Annotated in this window: 17 protein-coding genes and 1 riboswitch; of the genes, 4 read left to right on the top strand and 13 right to left on the bottom strand. The window is 64.7% G+C overall.

From position 1 onward, the window contains the following. The coding region (locus tag ABFE16_20750) for an IS4 family transposase (GenBank protein ID MEN6347733.1) at window positions 1-933 on the bottom strand (933 nt) is incomplete at its 3' end. A gap of 170 nt (window positions 934-1103) precedes the next feature. Then, a riboswitch (cobalamin riboswitch) is annotated at window positions 1104-1301 on the top strand. Window positions 1302-1434: 133 nt separating this feature from the next. Here ABFE16_20750 and ABFE16_20745 point away from each other — a divergent pair. The 4 genes from ABFE16_20745 (at window position 1435) to ABFE16_20730 (ending at window position 5471) form a co-directional block, all read left to right on the top strand. Further along, on the top strand, window positions 1435-2262 hold the full coding sequence (locus ABFE16_20745; protein MEN6347732.1) for a prepilin-type N-terminal cleavage/methylation domain-containing protein: 828 nt from the start codon (window positions 1435-1437) through the stop codon (window positions 2260-2262). Between the two features lie 499 nt (window positions 2263-2761). Continuing rightward, window positions 2762-3097: a hypothetical protein gene (locus ABFE16_20740; protein ID MEN6347731.1), complete on the top strand. Its 336-nt coding sequence runs from the start codon at window positions 2762-2764 to the stop codon at window positions 3095-3097. Between the two features lie 56 nt (window positions 3098-3153). Next, window positions 3154-3933: an FAD-dependent thymidylate synthase gene (gene thyX / locus ABFE16_20735; GenBank protein MEN6347730.1), complete on the top strand. Its 780-nt coding sequence runs from the start codon at window positions 3154-3156 to the stop codon at window positions 3931-3933. A 326-nt stretch (window positions 3934-4259) separates the two neighbouring features. Further along, window positions 4260-5471 (top strand): lipase family protein, encoded by a 1212-nt coding sequence (locus tag ABFE16_20730; GenBank protein ID MEN6347729.1) that lies wholly within the window; start codon window positions 4260-4262, stop codon window positions 5469-5471. Window positions 5472-5576: 105 nt separating this feature from the next. On the opposite strand, the gene ABFE16_20725 is transcribed toward ABFE16_20730, so the two are convergent. From ABFE16_20725 to ABFE16_20670, 12 genes are all read right to left on the bottom strand, one after another. Beyond that, window positions 5577-5921 carry a DUF5684 domain-containing protein gene (locus ABFE16_20725; protein ID MEN6347728.1) on the bottom strand — a complete coding sequence of 115 codons (345 nt, stop codon included), beginning with the start codon at window positions 5919-5921 and terminating at the stop codon, window positions 5577-5579. A 97-nt stretch (window positions 5922-6018) separates the two neighbouring features. Further along, on the bottom strand, window positions 6019-9303 hold the full coding sequence (gene carB, locus ABFE16_20720) for a carbamoyl-phosphate synthase large subunit (protein MEN6347727.1): 3285 nt from the start codon (window positions 9301-9303) through the stop codon (window positions 6019-6021). Window positions 9304-9416: 113 nt separating this feature from the next. Further along, window positions 9417-9965 (bottom strand): hypothetical protein, encoded by a 549-nt coding sequence (locus ABFE16_20715; GenBank protein MEN6347726.1) that lies wholly within the window; start codon window positions 9963-9965, stop codon window positions 9417-9419. Between the two features lie 161 nt (window positions 9966-10126). After that, entirely contained in the window at window positions 10127-11035 is a 909-nt protein-coding gene (locus ABFE16_20710; GenBank protein MEN6347725.1) for a glycyl-radical enzyme activating protein, read from the bottom strand. 91 nt (window positions 11036-11126) lie between these two features. Then, window positions 11127-12116 (bottom strand): sodium:calcium antiporter, encoded by a 990-nt coding sequence (locus ABFE16_20705; protein MEN6347724.1) that lies wholly within the window; start codon window positions 12114-12116, stop codon window positions 11127-11129. A gap of 13 nt (window positions 12117-12129) precedes the next feature. Then, window positions 12130-13176: a Gfo/Idh/MocA family oxidoreductase gene (locus ABFE16_20700; protein ID MEN6347723.1), complete on the bottom strand. Its 1047-nt coding sequence runs from the start codon at window positions 13174-13176 to the stop codon at window positions 12130-12132. 81 nt (window positions 13177-13257) lie between these two features. Continuing rightward, window positions 13258-14088 (bottom strand): metallophosphoesterase, encoded by an 831-nt coding sequence (locus tag ABFE16_20695; protein MEN6347722.1) that lies wholly within the window; start codon window positions 14086-14088, stop codon window positions 13258-13260. Then, window positions 14085-14747, bottom strand: a complete 663-nt coding sequence (locus ABFE16_20690) for a CDP-alcohol phosphatidyltransferase family protein (protein ID MEN6347721.1) — start codon at window positions 14745-14747, stop codon at window positions 14085-14087. The genes ABFE16_20695 and ABFE16_20690 overlap by 4 nt, the downstream gene beginning before the upstream one ends. A 77-nt stretch (window positions 14748-14824) precedes the next feature. Then, complete coding sequence (locus ABFE16_20685; protein MEN6347720.1) at window positions 14825-15337, bottom strand: DUF2284 domain-containing protein; 513 nt, start codon at window positions 15335-15337, stop codon at window positions 14825-14827. Between the two features lie 142 nt (window positions 15338-15479). Continuing rightward, window positions 15480-16910 (bottom strand): NADPH-dependent glutamate synthase, encoded by a 1431-nt coding sequence (gltA, locus tag ABFE16_20680; GenBank protein ID MEN6347719.1) that lies wholly within the window; start codon window positions 16908-16910, stop codon window positions 15480-15482. Window positions 16911-17023: 113 nt separating this feature from the next. Further along, complete coding sequence (locus ABFE16_20675) at window positions 17024-17869, bottom strand: sulfide/dihydroorotate dehydrogenase-like FAD/NAD-binding protein (GenBank protein MEN6347718.1); 846 nt, start codon at window positions 17867-17869, stop codon at window positions 17024-17026. Window positions 17870-18033: 164 nt separating this feature from the next. Next, complete coding sequence (locus ABFE16_20670; GenBank protein MEN6347717.1) at window positions 18034-19524, bottom strand: ATP-binding protein; 1491 nt, start codon at window positions 19522-19524, stop codon at window positions 18034-18036. Window positions 19525-19527: the final 3 nt, after the last annotated feature.

Here is a 19527-nt window from a genome sequence, read left to right as displayed (position 1 = left end):
CGACAACTTCTGTTCCGTGCCCAGCACCCCGAGCCAGTACAGATAGCTGTAGGCCAGGGCACAGAGCAAGAGCCAGGTGGCCGTACGCGCCAGGGTGGTGCAGGGCATCTTCTCGATGTGCAGGTGCTGCTTGAGGTCGCGGAACATCTCTTCGATCTGCATGCGGCTGTAGTAGATCTTCGCCACCTGGGCTTTGGTGGGCAGGCTGGTGGCCAGGTTCCAGCGGCTACCTTCGGCCTCGCACAGCAGCACCTGCACCGGCACCTTGCGCAGGGACTGATACCGGACGGCGCCCAGCCAGCGGCTGAAAGTTCCCTCCAGGCGCAGGTCGCCACAGCGTCGGGGTTTGTTCTTGACCCAGACCGTTGTGTCGTCATCGAAGCGGATGACGAAATCGAGGTGCTCCTGCAGCAGCATCTCAAAGAGAGAAGCTCGGGCGAAACCGCGATCGGCGACCAGGACCCAGCCGGTGCCCACCAGTGCTTTGAGGGTGAGGATCAGGTCATGCTCGGCCTGATTGCGCGAGCCCTGAGCCGTCTTTTTGGGCAACACACGGCATAGCAAGGGCACGGTGCGACCCTGGGAGACCAGGGCCATCCACAGGCTGACGGTGTCTTTGCCCAGGTCGGTCCAGTCGATGACGACCGTCGGCCGTGGCCGGCCGGCGGCTCGCAGCCAGTTGCAATAGACCATCTGGGCCAGGAGCTGCCCGCGCGGCAAGCGCGGATTGTCGATGAAGCGGTGCACCCGTTTGATGCGGTGGATCAGCCGCACGGGTCCCACCATCCAGCGCGCGACCGCCGAGAGGCTGGGCCGGCCGGAGCACAGCAGGCCGAAGAGCACCCAGGAGAGGTTTGTGGCCTGGGTCTTGCGCAGACCGGGCAGGACACGACGACAGAAGGCATCGACGTCTCGAAAGGCGAACTGAGCCATGACCGAGGTCTCCTGTGGACGGGTTTGTCAGCGCAATCCCATTTCCACATCGAGCCTCGGTCACTTCCTTTTCTATCTACAAAAGTGGGTAAGCGCCAGCTCCGATGGTACTTGACACGGCCGTGCGTTCCCGCTACAGTACGCGCTGTGTAGTGGGGATGGAACAACCCAGTGTCCAACGCCAGTGAGGTAGCGCTGGGGCCTTCAGGCCACCAGCAATCGGAAGACGGTGTGAGTCCGTCGCTGCCCCGCAACTGTAACCGGCGACGAAACCTGCTTGGATCCACTGTCTCGTTCGCGAGATGGGAAGGCGGCAGGGAGTAGGATGACCCGGAAGCCAGGAGACGGCCTCACTGGTACGCATCAGCAGCTCCTCGAGGGAGGGGGCCCATTGCCACACTCACCGTGAGTGGCCAGCCGCGTCTCTGCTGAGGCGCGGTTTTCCCGTTCTCGGGCCTCCGCTCTCATGCGTATTACCTTTTCGGACAAAGGAGAGCGGACATGCGACGCGTACATGGCTTTACCCTCATCGAACTCCTTGTTGTGATCGCGATCATCGCGATCCTCGCCGCGATCTTGTTCCCTGTCTTTTCCAGAGCTCGCGAGAAGGCGCGCCAGGCCAGCTGCGTCTCCAACCTCCGCCAGCTCGCTATGGCCAACCTCCAGTATGCCAATGACAACGACGGGTACTTCGTGGCCGGGGCGCCAGATATCTACGAAGGCTTTGGAGGCCGCCGCCGCTGGCATGGGGTTCGCCAGTCGCCGACGGTGGGCGGTGGTATCTTCAAGCCCGAGCTCGGCCCGCTGTGGCCCTACATGAAGAACTCTCAGATCAAAGAGTGCCCGAGCTTCCGGGATTATGTGCGCAAGGGCGACGGTTCGGTCAACGATTTCGAAGCCGGCTGCGGGGGCTACGGCTACAACAATGAGTTCGTCGGCTCCTCGGCATGGCGCTCGGACTGGGGTGGCGCTCTGCCCCCGGCCCATGACGCGGAGGTAGCTGATCCATCCGGTACCTTCATGTTCTGTGACTGCGCCTTCCTGCAGTTCTACCCCAATACCTTCGCCATCGAGTACTCCTTCATGGAGCCGCCGTACTGGTCGTTCTACGCGCTCAACTGGGGATTCTGGTTCCGCCCTGAGCCCTCCATCCATTTCCGGCACAACGGCATGGCCAACTTCGCCTTCATGGACGGGCACGTCAAGGCCCTGCCCCGCGGGGTCATCAAGGAGGGCGGCTCCGTCTATGGGGGCACCGCTTCTGACGTGGCAGCCTTCGGCAACGGCTGGCCGGCGCCCGACGACTTCACCGATTGGGACCTACAGTGAGCCCGCACCAGTGTCGTGACCAAGGGCGGGCGCGGTTCGCACGCGTCTTCTCACGGCGCTCGAGCCGGGCACTGCTCGTACTGCTGACGGCGGCGCTGCTGTTGTGGGACGCTGCCCAGGTGTGGCGTCTGCGGCCCGGCGGGAAGGCTCCACCGCAATCGCCCAACGCCGTGATGTGCACCCACTGCGGGTGGCAGGGCTGGCGCGTGACGATGCATCTGCCACAGCGCTGCCCGCACTGCCGCCAGGTGAGCCTGCACTTCGCCGGGATCTGCCCGAGCTGCCGGACGTGGACGTCATGGGAGCTGGCGCGAGAGGAGCTGTTGTTCGCGCGACCGCGCCTCTTCATGGACCTGGGCCCGGCCTACTTCCTCCCGAAGTGCCGTAAGTGTGGCGCCCAGACTACGCCGCGCGGTGCTCCGGCCGTGCCTGCACCCGACGGTGCCCGGCGGCCAACAACAGACAGCCGCAGCGCGCCCCGCGCGCGAGGAGAGAGACAATGACCGACCAACGCAAGCTGCTTGTGACCTGTAGCCTCGTGGTGGCCGCCGTCGGCCTGTTGATCTGGGTTGCGCGCCCCAGGCACAGCCCACTGGGCAAGCAGGCCGTCGCCACGGTCTGCGTGTGCACCGCGTGCGGTCACGAGAGCACGCAGACGCTCAAGTCCATGCCGGACGAGTGCCCGTCGTGCCATAGGCCGCAGCTCTACCCGGCGGTTAAGTGCCCCTACTGCGGTGCGGCCAACGCCGCCGTCGGGGCGACCGGTCCCCAACAGCGCACGCCTTTCCTTACCTGCCGAAGCTGCGGGAAGCAGTTCCCCCCGAGGTCCCGGTAGGGTACACGCTCGCGTTCGGCCGCGCGCCGAAGTGCATACTGAGAGGATGGAACCCCATGGGGCAAGTCGCCCCCCACGTCACCCTGGTCCGCCACACCCCGGACGCTGAGGGAATCGTGGCCGCCGCCGCCAAGCTCTGTTACGCCGCAGACCCCGCCGGCCTGCTTCGGCAGGAGCCCGAGGGCGCCCGCCGGTTCGTAGCCCGGCTCAGGGAGATGGGCCACCTGAGCCCCATCGAGCACATGGTCTTCACGTTCTACTTGGAGGGAGTGTCGCGGGCCATGAGTCACCAACTGGTCCGCCACCGCCTCGCCAGTTACTCGCAGCGCAGCCAGCGCTACGTGGACCACGAGGGCTTCGATTACATCGTGCCCCCTCAGCTTGCGGGCCACACGGTGAACACGCCTGACGGCCCCATTGCCGCCACCGAGTACTTCGCCGCGACGATGAGGCTGATCGCCGAGCGCTACGCCGTTCTCAACGACGCCCTGGGCCGCCGCGGCGAGGCGAGCAATGAGGATGCGCGCTATGTGCTGCCCAACGCGTGCGAGACGAAGCTGTTCGTCACCATGAACGCCCGCGAGCTGCTGCACTTGCTCGAGGAGCGGCTCTGTCTGCGCGCACAGTGGGAGATCCGCGACGTAGCCGAGCAGATGCTGAGCTGCGTCCGCGACGTGTGTCCCTCAGTCTTCGCCGGGGCCGGCCCCAAGTGCCTGCGTCACGGCGGTTGTCCCGAGGGCAAGATGAGCTGCGGTCAGTACGCCGAGATGGTCGAACGGTATGCCGTCGGCGCCTCGGCGAGCATGAGAAGGGCGCGCGACACCCGCGCTGAGTGAACGGCCGATCCACCACGTCTGCTCTGTGGATTGCTCGCACGCAGACAGTTCTGGGTGGTCGTGGTCGAGGACGGAGCCTTCGGGGAGGAACACTAACCCGCCCTGTTGACGCGGGGAGAGGACCGGAGCGGCTTCGGTGGCGACCGCAGGCACTCGCCATGGAGGATTCCCGGGGGCAACTGGTCAAGACACTCTGTCAAATCGGAGAGCCCTCGCCGAAGCGCTCCCCTGTGATACAGACCCCTCTTTCGACGCTTCTCTGGTCTCTTGTTGCCCACACTTCACAGGCCACGCTATCGGCAGATCGAAGGAGAGGACGACGCACTATGCCTTTGGTACGACGAGTGATGCTGGGGCTGGCTCTACTCCTGCTGGCCCTGACAGGATGTGGTGGGGGAGGGGCCACGCCACCGACGAACAGGACCCGGGGGACGCTGATCAGTTCGGCCTCCGTGGCTTCCTACTCGCGCGAGCTCATCGAGGCGGCCCTGAGGTCACAGGGCCTCACACAGCTGTTGCCGGTTCAGTACGGTGTGCGCTACTACCGGATCACCTACGCCACCATCGACACCGCAGGGAACCCGACGACCGCCTCCGGTCTGATCGCCGCCCCGACCGGAGCAGTCGGCGCTCGTCCCCTCCTTAGCTATCAGCACGGGACCATCGTCCGTCGCAGTGATGCCCCCTCGAACCCACAGGCACGCGAGAGCCAGATGGTGGGAGCAGGAGCTGCCGCCGTCGGCTACGTGGTTGCGGCAGCAGATTACCTCGGCCTCGGTCAGGGAGCCGGTCTGCATCCCTTCCTTCATGCCGCCTCGGAGGCAACCGCCTGCGTTGATATGCTTCGTGCCACCCGCCAGTTCTGTCTCGGGCGGTCCCTTCAGCTCTCCAACAGCCTGTTCCTCGCGGGCTACTCCCAGGGAGGACATGCGACCATGGCCCTCCACCGTGCCCTCGAGGCCGACTACGCGGGCGAGTTCACCGTGACCGCCTGTGCTCCGATGGCGGGGCCCTATGACCTCTCCGGCACGAGCTTCCCGCAGGCCCTGAGCAACCCCTCCTCGGCGACCTCCTACTATGCCGCCTACCTGCTGGTCGCCTACAACTCCGTCTACTCCCTGTTCAGTTCCTTGTCCGAGGTCTTCGCCAGTCCCTACGACACCCGCATCGCCACACTCTTCGACGGCACCCACAGCTCCTCTGAGATCATGGCCCAGCTTCCGGCCAATCCCAGTGACATGTTGACGCCCGGTTTCCTCTCCCGCATGCAGGCCGCGTCGCCCACCGATCCCTTCCTCAACGCGCTGCGCGAGAACGACGTCTACGACTGGCGACCACTGACGCCCGTCCGCCTCTACCATGGCCACGCGGACAGGGACGTGCCTTACGCCAACTCTGAGGTCGCCTATGCTCGCATGTCGGCCCTCGGTGCGGACGTGCAGCTCCTCAATGTGGGCGACTCTCTGGATCACGAGACCGCGATCATGCCTTCCTTGCTCGGCGCACGAACCTGGTTCGGCACCTTCACTACCCCCTAGCTGCGCCGCGAGCCGGCCACCACAGGCCAAAAGAGGCGGAGGCCCAGACACCACGTGCCTGCAGCGCTCCGCCTCCTTGTCTTCTTGCCTTCTGTGTCTACCCGGCTACCCCCAGGCGAGGTACCCGGGGACAACCAACTGCGCTACCGGTACAATGATCAGCACTCCCCACCAACTCGGCTTCCCCACGCGCTCCGCAACGGCCATCATGATGATGACTGAGGCCACCAGATTCACGATCGGGATGAAGAACAGGACGAACCACCAGGCCTCTTTCTGCGCGATCTGGACGAGAAGCCACATGTTCACGATCGGGACCCAGGCCATCCACTCGTCAGGCGTACCGGTCTTCTTGGCGATGGCCGCAAGGGCAAGGGCCCAGTACACATAGATGATGATCCACACCAGGAACGACGCGCCGTGGAACATGCCGCCAACCAACGTCGACACCGCGCACCACATCCTTCCGAGTCAGCCAGATTGTGTGGTTCGACCCGACCCCCAGTCTAGTCTTCGGCGCAGAGCGTGCCTATCCTGTCACTCTCCACTAGACCTCGGCATGCATCAGCCGATGGTATTCCTGCAAGGGCTTCACGGACAGCCGTCCGCGGACGATGGACTCGAGGCCCATCACGGCGACCATTGCTCCCGAGATCGTGGTGATGACCGGGATATTGTACAACACCGCCTGTGCCCGGATGGCCTTCTGATCTTCTCGCGGCTCCTCACCGGCCGTCGGCGTATTGATGATGAGCTGAATGCGGCCGTCGTGGATGAGGTCGATGACGTTCCGGCCGCGCGGGTCGGACACACGGTACACGGCTTCCGCATCCACACCGACGCGTCGCAGAACGCTCGCGGTGCCCTCTGTGGCGACGATCTTGAACCCCAGTTCGTGGAGCCGCTTCCCAAGGAAGATCACGTCGCGCTTGTCGCGGTTGCGCACGCTGATGAAGATGGTGCCGCGGGTGGGCAGGTCATGTCCGGCGGCGATGTAGGCCTTCGCGAAGGCCGCGCCGAAGTCCATGTCGATGCCCATCACTTCTCCCGTCGACTTCATCTCCGGCCCGAGAAGTGTGTCGATGCCCGAGAACTTCGCGAAGGGGAAGACCGGGCACTTCACAGCCGTATGCGGCGGGATGATCTCGCTGGTGAAGCCGAGTTGCTCCAGGCTCTTCCCGGCCATGACGCGTGCTGCCAGCTTCGCCAGCGGAACGCCGATCGCCTTGCTCACGAAGGGCACGGTGCGTGACGCCCGCGGGTTGACCTCCAGCACGTGAAGCCGCTCATTCTTGATGGCGTACTGGACATTCAGCAGGCCCACGACACCGAGAGCCTTTGCCAGCGCCCTCGTCTGCTCGGCGATCTCCTGGAGCTCCTCCTCGGCCAGACTGAAGGCCGGGAGCACGCACGCCGAGTCGCCCGAGTGGATGCCGGCTTCCTCGATGTGCTCCATGATGCCGCCGATCACGCAGCGCTCGCCGTCCGAGATGGCGTCGACGTCGATCTCGATGGCGTCTTCGAGGAACTTGTCGACCAGAACCGGGTGATCCGGCGAGGCCTCAACCGCCAGCGCCATGTAGCGCTCGAGCATCCGACGGTTGTAGACGATCTCCATTGCGCGGCCGCCCAGCACGAAGGACGGACGCACCACCACGGGGTAGCCGATGTGCTCAGCCTTCTCGAGTGCCTCCTCCGGCGAGTAGGCGGTGTCATTCGCCGGCTGATGCAGCCCGAGGCTGTCCAGGGTCTCCTTGAACTGCTCCCGGTCCTCCGCCTGCGCGATGTTGTGCGGGTTCGTGCCGATGATGTTCACGCCGTGATCCTGCAGCCGTTGCGCGAGGTTCAGCGGGGTCTGGCCACCGAACTGCACGATGACCCCCTTCGGCTTCTCCTTGTCGCAGATGTTCAGCACGTCCTCCAGCGTGAGAGGCTCGAAGTACAACCGGTCGGAGGTGTCGTAGTCCGTGCTGACCGTTTCCGGGTTGCAGTTGACCATGATCGTCTCAAAGCCGTCTTCGCCGAGCGCGAAAGCAGCATGGACGCAGCAGTAGTCGAACTCGATCCCCTGGCCAATGCGGTTCGGGCCGCCGCCCAGGATCATGATGTTGTTGTCGCTCGGGGGCCGGAGCTCGTCCTCTTGCTCATAGGTGAGGTAGTAGTACGGAGTGTAGGCCTCGAACTCCGCAGCGCAGGTGTCGACGAGCTTCACAACCGGCTCGATGCCCAGGGCCTTGCGAACCTCGCGCACCCCATCCTCGGTGTTGCGCGTCAGAACCGCGATCTGCTTGTCCGAGAACCCCGCGCGCTTGAGCCGCCGCAGGAGCCCGCGCTCCAGCGGCACAACACCCTCCGACTTCGCTCCACCGGCAGCCGCAGGGACAGCCGCTCGCATCTTCACGACCTCGTCCTGCATCCCCACGAGCTCCTCCAGGTGGTTGAGGAACCACATGTCGATGCCGGTGATCTCGTGGAGCTGGTCGGCCTGCATGCCCTGGCGCATGGCGCTGCGAAGCTGGAACAGCCGGTCGGGATGGGGGATGCGAAGCTTGGCGACAAGCTCCTCCGTCGGCATCCCGTCGTAGTGGCTGCCCTTCCCATCGGCGCCGAGGCCGAAGCGTCCGATCTCAAGGCCACGGATCGCCTTTTGCAGGGACTCCTTGAAGGTCCTGCCGATGGCCATGACCTCGCCAACCGACTTCATCTGCGTCATCAGCGTCGGGTCGGCACCGGGGAACTTCTCGAAGGCCCAGCGAGGAATCTTGGTGACGACGTAGTCAATCGTCGGCTCGAAGCAGGCCGGGGTCTCGCGAGTGATGTCGTTGGAGATCTCGTCGAGCGTGTAGCCGACGGCCAGCTTCGCAGCGATCTTCGCAATGGGGAACCCGGTTGCCTTCGAGGCCAGCGCTGAGGAGCGGCTGACGCGCGGGTTCATCTCGATGATGACCATGCGCCCGTTGTCCGGGTTGACCGCGAACTGGATGTTGCTGCCGCCCGTGTCCACGCCGATCTCACGGATGACCCGGATCGCCAGGTCACGCATCCGCTGGTACTCCTGGTCGGTCAGCGTCTGCGCCGGAGCCACGGTCACCGAGTCACCAGTGTGGATCCCCATCGGGTCGAAGTTCTCGATGGAGCACACGATGACCACGTTGTCCTTGGTATCGCGCATGACCTCCAACTCGTATTCCTTCCATCCGATGACCGACTGCTCGACCAGCACCTCGTTCATGGGGCTGGCGTCGATGCCCTTGGCGACGGCCTCCTGCAGCTCTTCCATGTTGTTGGCGATGCCGCCACCCGTGCCACCCAGCGTGCTCGACGGACGGATGATGAGCGGGAAGCCGATCTCCTGAGCGATACGCCGGGCATCTCGCTCACTGGTTGCGAAGTCGCTCAGCGGCATGTCCAGCCCCGCTGCGAGCATGGCGTCCTTGAACAGCTCGCGGTCCTCGGCCTTCTTGATGGCCTTGCGCTTCGCCCCGATCAGCTCGACGTTGTAGCGCGCCAGAATCCCACTCTCGGAGAGCTGAAGCGCCGCGTTGAGGCCGGTCTGACCGCCCAGGGTCGGCAGCAGCGCATCCGGACGCTCCTCGGCAATGATCTCGGCGATGGTCTCCGCGTTGATCGGCTCGATGTAGGTGCGATCGGCCGTCTCCGGATCCGTCATGATCGTCGCCGGGTTCGAGTTGATCAGGATGACCTCATAGCCCTCCTCGCGAAGGGCCTTGCAGGCCTGGGTGCCGGAGTAGTCGAACTCGCAGGCCTGGCCGATGACGATTGGGCCGGAGCCGATGAGCAGGATCTTCTTAATGTCTGTGCGTTTGGGCATTCAGTTAGCCTCAATAAGTCGGCAGCGCACTTCGCCGGTGGTCGCAAGAGCCTTACAGCCCCCGGGAGTTGCTGCCGACATGGGTCCTCGCCTGATCAGATCCGCTGCCTGACCTAGGCTGGGTCTTTTGCGTATTGCGAGATGATCTCCCTCGGATCGGCCATGATATGCCAGGCCTGGAACCGCACCGGGGCCGTGCTGGGAATCAGCGCCGCGACACCATCCGGATCGATCCGCCAGATGCTGCCGTCAGCGAACCGTACGCAGTCCAGATAGGCCACCATGAACCACGTCAGCACCGGCGTGCGGACCCGCAGGGACCAGCGGCCGTAGTCGGTGCCCTGAGGCGCCAGGTTCATGATCGTCGTCGCACGACAGGTGTCCAGGTAGTCCCCGAAGGGATCATAGGTAGCGACGGCGATCCGGTAGGAGTAGATCGGCTTGGTGCTCGTGTTCTGCACTTGCAGGTACAGCGGCAGGATGTCGGGATCCGCCTTCAGCGCACGATGTGCCTCGGTGGCCCAGGCAGGCGCTGGCCATCCCGCACTGATGTTGGTGAGCGTCAGCGGGGGAGACTGCATCGCAACCACACGCACATCCACGGCGTGTGCGGCCGGCAGACACACCAAGAGTACGAGCGCAACAAGGGCTAGACGTCTCATCGTCTTTTGCCTCCTGAGTGCACCGGGTTCCATCGAAAGCCCAATAGTCGTGTACTGGCCGCCGCAGCGTCGCGGCGACGTGCCGTCAGGTGCCCACACAAACAACGGCGACCACCCCGAAGGCGGTCACCGCTTGTCAAGTTGCTTGGTGCCCCTTGCTGTCAGCCGTCAAACCGACACGCCACGCCGTGTTTCGCGACCGCGTCGCACAATTCCTGCATCTGCGCATCGCTGGGCGGCGTCTCGACCTCCAAGGGACAGGGACGGCCAAGAGAAGCGTACTTCCCCTCACCCAGCCGGTGGTAGCGCAGCAACTCCACCGGTGGCGGCCCCTCCAGAGTGGCGAGGAACCTCCCGATCGCTTCCATGCTTTGCGGATCCGCATTGACCCCCGGAACCACCGGGACCCGCACCATCACTTCGGCACCGTCACTGGTCACTCGTCGCAGGTTGTCGAGGATGAGCTCCTTCCCCTGCCCGGTCGCCCGACGGTGCATCTCCTCGTCGACCGTTTTCACATCGTAGAGCACCAGGTCGACGTGGGGCAAAACCCGCTCGTAGTACTCCCCGGGCACATGCCCGCAGGTATCCAGCGCCGTGTGAAGCCCGCGTTCTTTGGCCCCTCGGAGCAGAGCCTCGGCGAAGTCCACCTGCACCAGGGGCTCTCCGCCAGACAGCGTCATCCCGCCACCGGAGTTATCATAGAAGGGTCGGTCTCGCTCTACGTCCGCCAGTACCTCTTCCACCGACACGGTGCGGCCGTGGAGCACCAGGGCTTCCGCGTAGCACTCACGCGCGCACCGACCGCAGGCCACACAAAGCTCGCGGTCGATGATGATCTGCGTCGCTCCCACACTCAGCGCGCCCTGTGGGCAGTTGTTGATGCACTTGTGGCAGCCGATGCAGTTGCGCGGGAACTGGGCCAGGACGGGTTGGGGCTCCTGTGACTCCGGATTGTGACACCAGACACAGCGCAGCGGGCAACCCTTCAGGAAAACCGTGGTGCGGATGCCGGGGCCATCATGGACCGCGAACTTCTTGATGTCGAAGATAATGCCGGTTGCGGGCAATTGCTGCGGCCTCCAGCCGATTTGGCTAATTCTACCGCCACCTTGGGGGTGAGTCAACGCACCCGACAATCCTCGGCCCCCAGGCGCGATCTCACCGCAGAACGTACAGAACTCCCAGGCCGGCTGTGAAGACGGCCATCATCGCCAGGGCATCAGGGCCGGCCCACCACAGCCGGCGATCATGTCCGGCGCGCAGGCTTCGCAGCGCCATGGCCGTCAGTGCCACCGCAAAGGCCGCCGTAAGCACATGGCTTGGTCGCACTGCGGCGAGAAGTGCCCCTTCCCTGTAGGCGGCATCGAAGATCAGCAGCACCGCCACGTTGAAGGCGTTGCTGCCGAAGAGATTGCCGACAGCCAGGTCCCGTGCGCCAATCCGCAGTGCCGTCAGCGAGGCGACCAACTCGGGAAGTGACGTGACTATCGCCAGGAAGGTGGTGCCGAAGAAGGTCGCCCCGAACCCACTTGCCGCAGCGATCGCCTCTGCGGAGTGAGCCAGCCGCGGACCGGCCAGCACGACCACCGAGGCCGCCAGTACGAACCCCAGTATTGCCGCCCGCAGGCTCATCCCGGTCTCGGCAGGCGGCTCTACCTCCTCGATCCGCCCGGCCTCTCCCCGAAGGACGGCCCGCATCCCGAACAGGTAGATCGCGCCGAGAAGCAACGTGCCGATCCCGACCCCGAACACCGCCGTGGGGATGCGCAGCAGGATGAAGACCGCCGCCGTCGCCAGCAGTACGATGCTCAGAGCGGCCGCCTTCTCATGACCGGCGACGACACGTCGCAGCACTCCCACCTGGTGGCGGCGGTCGTGCACGAGGTCTATCAGGGCAAGGATGAACAGGTTGAACAGGCAGCTCCCGAGGATGTCCCCGACCCCGAGGTCGAGGGCCCCCATCCGGACTGCCGACACATCCGTCACAATCTCCGGTAGCGTCGTCACTCCCGCCAGCAGGATCGAGCCGACAGCCAGCCCGCCAAACCCCGTACGCTCCGAGATACAGTCTGCGGTTCTCGACAGCACGACCCCGGCGCCAATCACCGCCAACGCGCTGCCCAGGAACCAGGCTAACTCAACAACCATCGCAACACCTCATCTACGCGAGACACACCGTCTTCCCTGTTCGAGCGGCCTCGTAGCAGGCAGCGATCACCCGGTGGCTCCACAGCCCCTCTTCACCGCCGATGGGCGCCTCAGTGTCTTCCTCGATCGCCCGACAGAAGGCCTCGATATGCGCCTGATACATGTTCACGACCGCCGGGGTGAGCGTCTCCTGCGCGGGTCCCTCGGTGCGCACCTGGGCCGCATCATAGCCCTTGTCACCGCGCTCCAGGACCGCCGTGAGGCTGCCCGAGGAGTCCTGCCCGATGGTCCCGACAGCCGTCACGCTGCCCTTGCTGCCGTAGACTTCCAGCGCATTCCGGGCGGCCGCATCGGGCACGTTGAACAGCGCATCCACAACGCCGACGGCGCCGGACTCGAAGCGCAGCATGGCCAGCGCCGTGTCTTCGCTCTTGTAGTCCTGCACCAGATTCCCCGTGAAGCAACTGACCTCGCACACGCGGCCAAAGATGAACTCGAGCAGGTCGATGCAGTGGTTGCCCATGTCGATGAGCGAGCCGCCGCCGCCGAGGACCGGATCCTGACGGAAGGCGCCGGGAATCGGCGGGTACCAGCAGGTCAGCTCGGCGCGGCCGAAGACCAGCTTGCCGAGGTCGCCCTTCTGCACCATCTCCCGCAATTGCGCGTGGCAGGCGTGGAAGCGCATCATGAAGTTCACTCCGAGCTTCACACCCGCGTCCTGGCAGACCTGAATCTCCTCCGCGATCTCCTCTTCGGTCATCCCCAGCGGCTTCTCACACAGAACGTGCTTGCCGGCGGCCGCCGCAGCCTTCACCTGTCGGGCATGGGCGTTCGTCGGTGTGGCGATGTACACGGCCTCCAGGTCGGAGCGAGAGAGGAGGTCTTCCTCCCGGGTGTAGTAGTCGGCCACACCGTACTTCTCTGCAACCGCCTTCACGCGGTCGGCAGCAACGTCCTGAACAGCCACCAACTCCGCGCATCCCGCGGGCATGATCCCCTCCGGAATCGTCCGGCGATCAGCGATCCCTCCGGCTCCGATGACTCCCCAGCGTATCGACATCCGGCAACCCTCCTGGTGAGGTTAGTTGGCCCTCGCGGTCCTCGCTGCAAGGCCACTTCTCCTCGGCGCAGACCGCTTTTCTCAGGTCTGCCCTTCGCCGCACGGCACGTCCTTCCCTCCGCAGTCGGTGTCCTGAGCCGCCCCGCCCTTCAGGAGCAGCAGCGTTAGCTCACGGGGGCAGGCCATCCTGAGCGGGAAGCTGTCGCCCGTCCCGCGAGTGACATACAACCGTGTCCCGTTAGCCTGTTTGAGGCCGCTGCAACGCTCCCTTGGCCGACGACAGGGCGCCCACAGGGGTCCCAGGAAAGGCCAGTGGATCTGCCCTCCGTGGGTGTGGCCGGCAAGCAGCAGGTCGAGTCTTGCAGACAGGGGATCATCGACCACGTCAGGGGAATGGGTCATGCCCACAACGCACTCGTTCGGCCCTATGCCCTGCAGCGTCGCAGCCAGGTCATCGTGCCCGCTGTAGGCATCATCAACTCCGGCCAGCCACAGACGAGCACCCTTGGCCTCGATACACACGGCCTCATTGACCAGGACGCCGATGCCCAGTTGCCCGAAGCGTTCCCTCCACTCCGCAACGCTCGAACCGGGCCACGGCCTCCTCAGAAGCCGGGTGTACCACACGATGCCATGCTCGTGGTTGCCCAGGCAGGTCCACACACCCAGGGGTGCCGATAGGCCCCGCAGTAACTCGAGGTACTGGGCGGCGTGCGCAGGCCGGTCGAAGGTGTCGCCCAGCAGCAGGATGAGCTCTGGGTCCAGGCTCTGCGTCAGCTCCACAGCCTGCAGCACATGTCGGCTGCCCTGGCGGAGTGCTCCGGCATGCAAGTCCGACAGCACTGCCACTCTCAGGCCCTCAAAGTCCTCAGGAAGGTGGGCCAGTGTAAGCTCAAGGCGCTCAACGATCATTCGGTGTCGTCGATCTCTCCCAGGGCCTGTGCTTTCGGTCTATCACCGCCACCCTCGCCGGTAGTCTCCAACGCCCCGGGGTCTGTGGCAGGTTCCCCGACCGCCGTCTCCGTCGCCCTCTTGACCAGGCTCACGCACTCGATCGTGTTGAGCACGATCATCAGCGCCACAGCGCCGAAGAAGACGAGTTGCGCCGAGTGCAGACCAGGGGTCTTCGGCAGCACTTCGCATAGGATCAGGAACAGCAGGTACAGGAACTGGAGGGCCCCGGTTGGCTTCCCGAAGATCGTCTTGACCACGCCCTCACCCATGCCGGTGAGCTGCGCGAGCAGGATCGTCAGCATCGCCAGGTAGATGAAGGCAAACTGGTAAGTGGGCATATGCCGGGCTGCCCAGAGAGCGATGAACAGGGAGTAGATGACGGTGAAGTCGATGGTGCTGTCCAGTGACTTGCCGAACTCACTGGCTTGCCCCAGACGCCTCGCGAGTCTTCCATCCACCAGGTCCGTTGCGATGATCAGGGCCATTGCAACGAAGGCAACCCAGCCGTGCTCGCGACTGATGCCCCAGATGACCGCGGGAAGCAGCACCAGCCGCGCGACCGTCAGACCATTGGGAATCGTCAGAAGTCCGACCGCCTTCTCCGTCCCGTTGCTCATCTTCCTTCACCCCGTCGGAGTACCGGATAGCGACCGTGAGCTCAGGTGTGTCCGTCGGCGCAACCACGACCAGCGCGTCAGTCGATCAGCACGACGGTGTAGTAGTTCTGCTCGCAGGATCGGTCCGTTACTACTTCGATGGGGAAGCCGTTGCTCCTTGCGGTGGCGTAGACATCAATGCCCGAAGCCTCCGGCGCAGGTCGTGACTGACGAGGATTCGTGCAGTGCTCCATGTTGCACTTGTCGCATAGGTGGCAGGGGCCGCAGCCGAAGGCGAAGGCCTTGTAGAAGCCGGCCAGAAAGGCCGATCGCTCCAGGTCGGCCGCAATCGGACGCAGGTCTCCACCTCCCGACTTGCAGTGGATCAGGATCGCACGCCGGTAGCCGTCCAACAGTTCGCGTGTCTGGGTGTGAGTGGGGGAGTAGGGCGGACAGCACAAGTTACTGCCATACCCGCCGCAACCGTACTGACACTTGAGCCGTGGCCAGATCGCCGTCACCACCGAGCCCGGGTCGATCACTGCTGCATCGGTGGCACCGGCTTCGACGGCCTGATCGAGGAGCGCCTGCAGGTCCGAGTTCTCGTCCATGGAACGCCCACCTTCCTTTGTGGAGGCGGCGCACAGGACTCTTGGTGCTAAGTGGGGGCGGTCCCTGCAGACCGCCCCCGGAGTGTGCGAAGCCTGGCGACGCCCCATGATCACCGCACCAACCGGGCGAGCCAACCTACGGCTAGGCGCTGTCTCTGGTCAGGTACTCATGGATGGCCTTTGCCGCCGTCCGTCCTGCGCCCATGGCCAGGATAACGGTTGCCGAGCCGGTGACGATGTCGCCGCCGGCATAGACGCCGGGGATACTCGTCGCGCCGGTCTGCTCATCGGTCACGATGTAGCCGCGACGATTGGTCTCGAGGCCCGGCGTGGTGCTGCTGATGAGCGGATTCGCCCCGGCACCGATGGCGATGACAGCCACGTCAAGCGGCTCTTCGTACTCAGAGCCCTCGATGGGCACTGGACGCCGCCGACCGCTGGCGTCCGGTTCGCCGAGTTCCATCTTCTGGATCACTGCCGCCCGCAGGTGTCCCTTCTCATCGCCGAGGAACTCAACCGGCAGCGTCAGATAGTGGAAGTCGATGCCCTCCTCCTCGGCGTGGTGGATCTCCTCTTTGCGGGCCGGCATCTCCTCCCGCGAGCGACGGTAGCACAGGATCACATGGTCTGCCCCAAGTCGGAGGGCGGTTCGGGCTGCATCCATCGCGACGTTCCCGCCACCGGTTACCATCACGCGCTTGCCCTGGGCTATGGGCGTATCGGACTTGCCCTCGCCGTTGTTGAAGTCATAGGCCCGCATCAGATTCGACCGGGTCAGGAACTCGTTGGCTGAGTACACACCGAGCAGGTTCTCGCCCGGGATGTTCATGAACATCGGCAGCCCGGCACCGGTACCCACAAACACCGCGTCGAAGCCCTCTTCCTCCATAAGCTCCTCAACGGTGTCCAGCTTGCCGATGACCGAACTGGTCTCAAGGCGGACGCCCAGGCCCTTGAGCGCCTCGACCTCGACCTTCAGTATCCGCTTGGGCAGCCGGAACTCAGGGATGCCGTAGACCAGCACGCCACCCATCTCATGCAGCGCCTCGAAGATCGTGACCTCGTGGCCCATCTTCGCCAGTTCCGCTGCGCAGGTGAGACCGGCCGGGCCGGAGCCGACGATGGCGACACGCTTGCCGGTCGGCTTGGCGACCTCGGGCTTCTGTGCGAGTCCGCGCTCGCGCTCCCAGTCGGCGACGAAACGCTCGAGCCTGCCGACTGCGACGGAGTCACCCTTCTTGCCCAGCACGCACAGGGACTCGCACTGGTCCTCCTGCGGGCAGACGCGGCCACAGACGGCCGGGAGCACGTTCGTCTCCTTGATCTTGCGGGCAGCCTCAGCGAACTTGCCGTCGCGCACCAGGGCGATGAACCCAGGGATATCGACGTTCACCGGGCAGCCTTCCACGCAGTGGGGTTTCTTGCAGTTCAGGCACCGGCTCGCCTCGGTTACCGCCGTCTCGGGGCTGTACCCCAGGGGAACCTCGTTGAAGTTCGTTACGCGGTCTTCCGGCGTCTGTTCGGGCATCGGCTGACGCGGTGCCTTGCTTGGTTTCGGGGATGCAGTTGCCATGTCCTTATCTTGACTCCCAGGGAACACTTGTGAGATACGCGTCGGGCCACCTCGCGGTAAGCCCGTGTCGCTAGGCGAGGGGCGGCGGGCCCTTAACCGGCCGGAGGCCTGGCTTAGGCCTTGTCGAGGCCGATCTTGCACGCATGGTCGGCAGCGGCCTTCTCCTGGGGCTTGTAGGTGGCCTGCCGCTTCATGAGCAGGTCGAAGTTGACCTGGTGCGCGTCGAACTCCGGGCCATCAACGCAGGCGAACTTGGTCTCGCCACCGACCTCGACCCGGCAGCCACCGCACATGCCCGTGCCGTCGACCATGATCGGGTTCAGGCTGACCATCGTCTTGATCCCGTACTCACGGGTCAGGTTCGCGACCGCTCGCATCATCGGCGTCGGGCCGACGGCCAGGACGAAGTCGACCTTCACCTTCTCCTCGTCGATGATGCTCTTCAGCACGTCGGTCACAAAGCCATGACGGCCATAGCTGCCGTCATCGGTGGCCACTTCGAGGCGCGGGCAGATGGCGCCAAGTTCCTTCTCGAGGATGAGCAGGTCCTTGTTCCGGGCGCCGATAATCCCGATCATGTCGTTGCCGGCTGCCTTGAGTGCCGCGGCGATGGGCAGAACCGGTGCAGTCCCGTAGCCGCCACCCAGCACGCAGACGGTCCCGAACTTCTCGATGTGCGTCGGCTTGCCCAGCGGCCCGGCAAGGTCCATCAGGTGGTCGCCAACTTCCAATTGGGCCAATTCGCGCGTGGAGTGCCCGACCGCCTGGAAGATCAGCGTCACCGTGCCCGCTTCCGGGTCGGAGTCCACGATGGTCAGCGGAACTCGCTCTCCGCCCTCATGCACACGCAGAATGACGAACTGCCCGGCCTTCCGCTTCTTCGCGATCTTGGGGTGCTTGATCTGGTAGCGGAAGGTATTCGGGGCGATCTCTTCTTTGGAGACGATCTGATTCTTCATCGCGACACCTCGACACGGAGAACTGACCGGAAACTGGGCCACCCTTGTGGCCCCTTGGGCCTGAAAACCCTGATTGCGGCCTCCGGGCCGCGCCTCAGGGAACGGACTGAGTAGAGGTCGATTCTATCCCCGCCTCTGCAGGCACGTCAAGCTGCCCGAAACACTCACGAGTCAGCGGCGTCAACAGGCCCGGAGTTCACCGCACGAGGCAGGTGCACGGTGAAGGTGCTGCCGGCGCCGAGCTCCGATTGCACCTCAAGCTCCCCACCACAGGACTGCACCGTCCGCTTCACCAGCGATAGCCCGAGCCCGGTTCCGACTGTCCCGCGACGATCCGGGAGGTTCACCCGGAAGAACTCCTGCCCCAACTTTGGCAAGGCCTCCGGTGGAATTCCCAGACCGGTATCCTGCACCGACACGTGCAGCCCGGCTGCCTCCGCCTTCGCCGAAACCACCACCTCGCCGCCGGGCAGGTTGTACTTGATCGCGTTGCTCACGAGGTTCGTCAGGATCCGCCCCAGCTCTTCGCGGTCCATGTGCAGCGCCGGAAGCTCCTTCGGGATAGCGACCCGAAGCGTAACCCCGGTTGCCTCGGCGAAGTGTTGCTGGTGCTCGAGGATCTCGGCCACGACTTCACCCAACTGCAGCTCCTCCACGTGCCGTGTGGGAAGCATGTCAGCCCGCGACAGGTCCAGCAGATCGCGCACCAACTGCGTCATGCCCTCCACGCGCTCTCCCGATCGCGTGATGATGTCGCGAACCTTCTCCGGGCTCGTGGTCTGGGCTACCAGGATGGCCTGCAGGTATCCCTGGACTGCCGCGAGCGGGGTCTTGAGCTCATGAGCCACCATCGACATGAACTGCGACTTCGCCCGCTCCAGTTGCATGATCTGCGTAACATCCCGCAGCACCGTTGCCGCACCGAGCGGCAGTCCCTGGGCTCCCGGAATCGGCACCACTCGCGCCATATAGACCTGATCGCCCTGGGTGAGCTGCGTCGTCAGGGCAGGCCCGTCGGCGCCTTCCTCCTCACCGCTAGCGGTCCCCGTAGCCTCCCGGAGGAGCCCTCGGAGCACCTCGTCTTGCACCACACTGTCCACGGGTCGCGGCTCACCGTGACACTCATCGATGCCCAGCGCCTGACAGGCCGCACGGTTACACAGGACCACCTCGCCCTGCAAGTTGCTGATGAGAACGCCGTCGGCGAGGCTTCCCACGATTGCCCGGAGCCGCGTCTTCTCAGTGTCCAGCTCGGTCAGCCTGCGGTCTGCCTCCTGACGCAGTCGCCGCCACCGCAGCGCTCGCTCGACCCTCGTGATGAGCTCCAGCGGCACGAAGGGCTTGGGCAGGTAGTCGAAGGCACCACGCTTGATCGCCTCCACTGCCGTCTCGATGCTGGCGTGCGCAGTGATCACGATTGGGACGACCGGGTTGTCCGCCTCGGCCAGCCTGTCCAGCACTTCCATGCCGCCGAAGCTGGGCATGATCAGGTCGATGATCGCCACGTCAAAGTCCTTGGCCCCGAGCTTCTCCATCGCTTCGGCACCGGTGCCTGCGATCTCGAGGCGCGCCTTGCAGGCGGCAAGGACGCGACGACACCCGTTGCGAATCGCGGGCTCGTCGTCGACAATCAGGATGTCCGCGTCCAGCTCCACAAG

Source organism: Armatimonadia bacterium, from assembly GCA_039679385.1.
Lineage (GTDB): Bacteria > Armatimonadota > Zipacnadia > Zipacnadales > JABUFB01 > JAJFTQ01.
This window is presented reverse-complemented; position numbering and strand designations above follow the sequence as displayed.

Excerpts from the sequence above, each read along its gene's own strand:
- ABFE16_20745 (MEN6347732.1), top strand. The coding sequence starts at position 1,435 with ATGCGACGCGTACATGGCTTTACCCTCATCGAACTCCTTGTTGTGATC.
- ABFE16_20740 (MEN6347731.1), top strand. The coding sequence starts at position 2,762 with ATGACCGACCAACGCAAGCTGCTTGTGACCTGTAGCCTCGTGGTGGCC.
- thyX (MEN6347730.1), top strand. The coding sequence starts at position 3,154 with ATGGGGCAAGTCGCCCCCCACGTCACCCTGGTCCGCCACACCCCGGAC.
- ABFE16_20730 (MEN6347729.1), top strand. The coding sequence starts at position 4,260 with ATGCCTTTGGTACGACGAGTGATGCTGGGGCTGGCTCTACTCCTGCTG.
- carB (MEN6347727.1), bottom strand. The coding sequence starts at position 9,303 with ATGCCCAAACGCACAGACATTAAGAAGATCCTGCTCATCGGCTCCGGC.
- ABFE16_20715 (MEN6347726.1), bottom strand. The coding sequence starts at position 9,965 with ATGAGACGTCTAGCCCTTGTTGCGCTCGTACTCTTGGTGTGTCTGCCG.
- ABFE16_20705 (MEN6347724.1), bottom strand. The coding sequence starts at position 12,116 with ATGGTTGTTGAGTTAGCCTGGTTCCTGGGCAGCGCGTTGGCGGTGATT.
- ABFE16_20700 (MEN6347723.1), bottom strand. The coding sequence starts at position 13,176 with ATGTCGATACGCTGGGGAGTCATCGGAGCCGGAGGGATCGCTGATCGC.
- ABFE16_20695 (MEN6347722.1), bottom strand. The coding sequence starts at position 14,088 with ATGATCGTTGAGCGCCTTGAGCTTACACTGGCCCACCTTCCTGAGGAC.
- ABFE16_20690 (MEN6347721.1), bottom strand. The coding sequence starts at position 14,747 with ATGAGCAACGGGACGGAGAAGGCGGTCGGACTTCTGACGATTCCCAAT.
- ABFE16_20685 (MEN6347720.1), bottom strand. The coding sequence starts at position 15,337 with ATGGACGAGAACTCGGACCTGCAGGCGCTCCTCGATCAGGCCGTCGAA.
- gltA (MEN6347719.1), bottom strand. The coding sequence starts at position 16,910 with ATGGCAACTGCATCCCCGAAACCAAGCAAGGCACCGCGTCAGCCGATG.
- ABFE16_20675 (MEN6347718.1), bottom strand. The coding sequence starts at position 17,869 with ATGAAGAATCAGATCGTCTCCAAAGAAGAGATCGCCCCGAATACCTTC.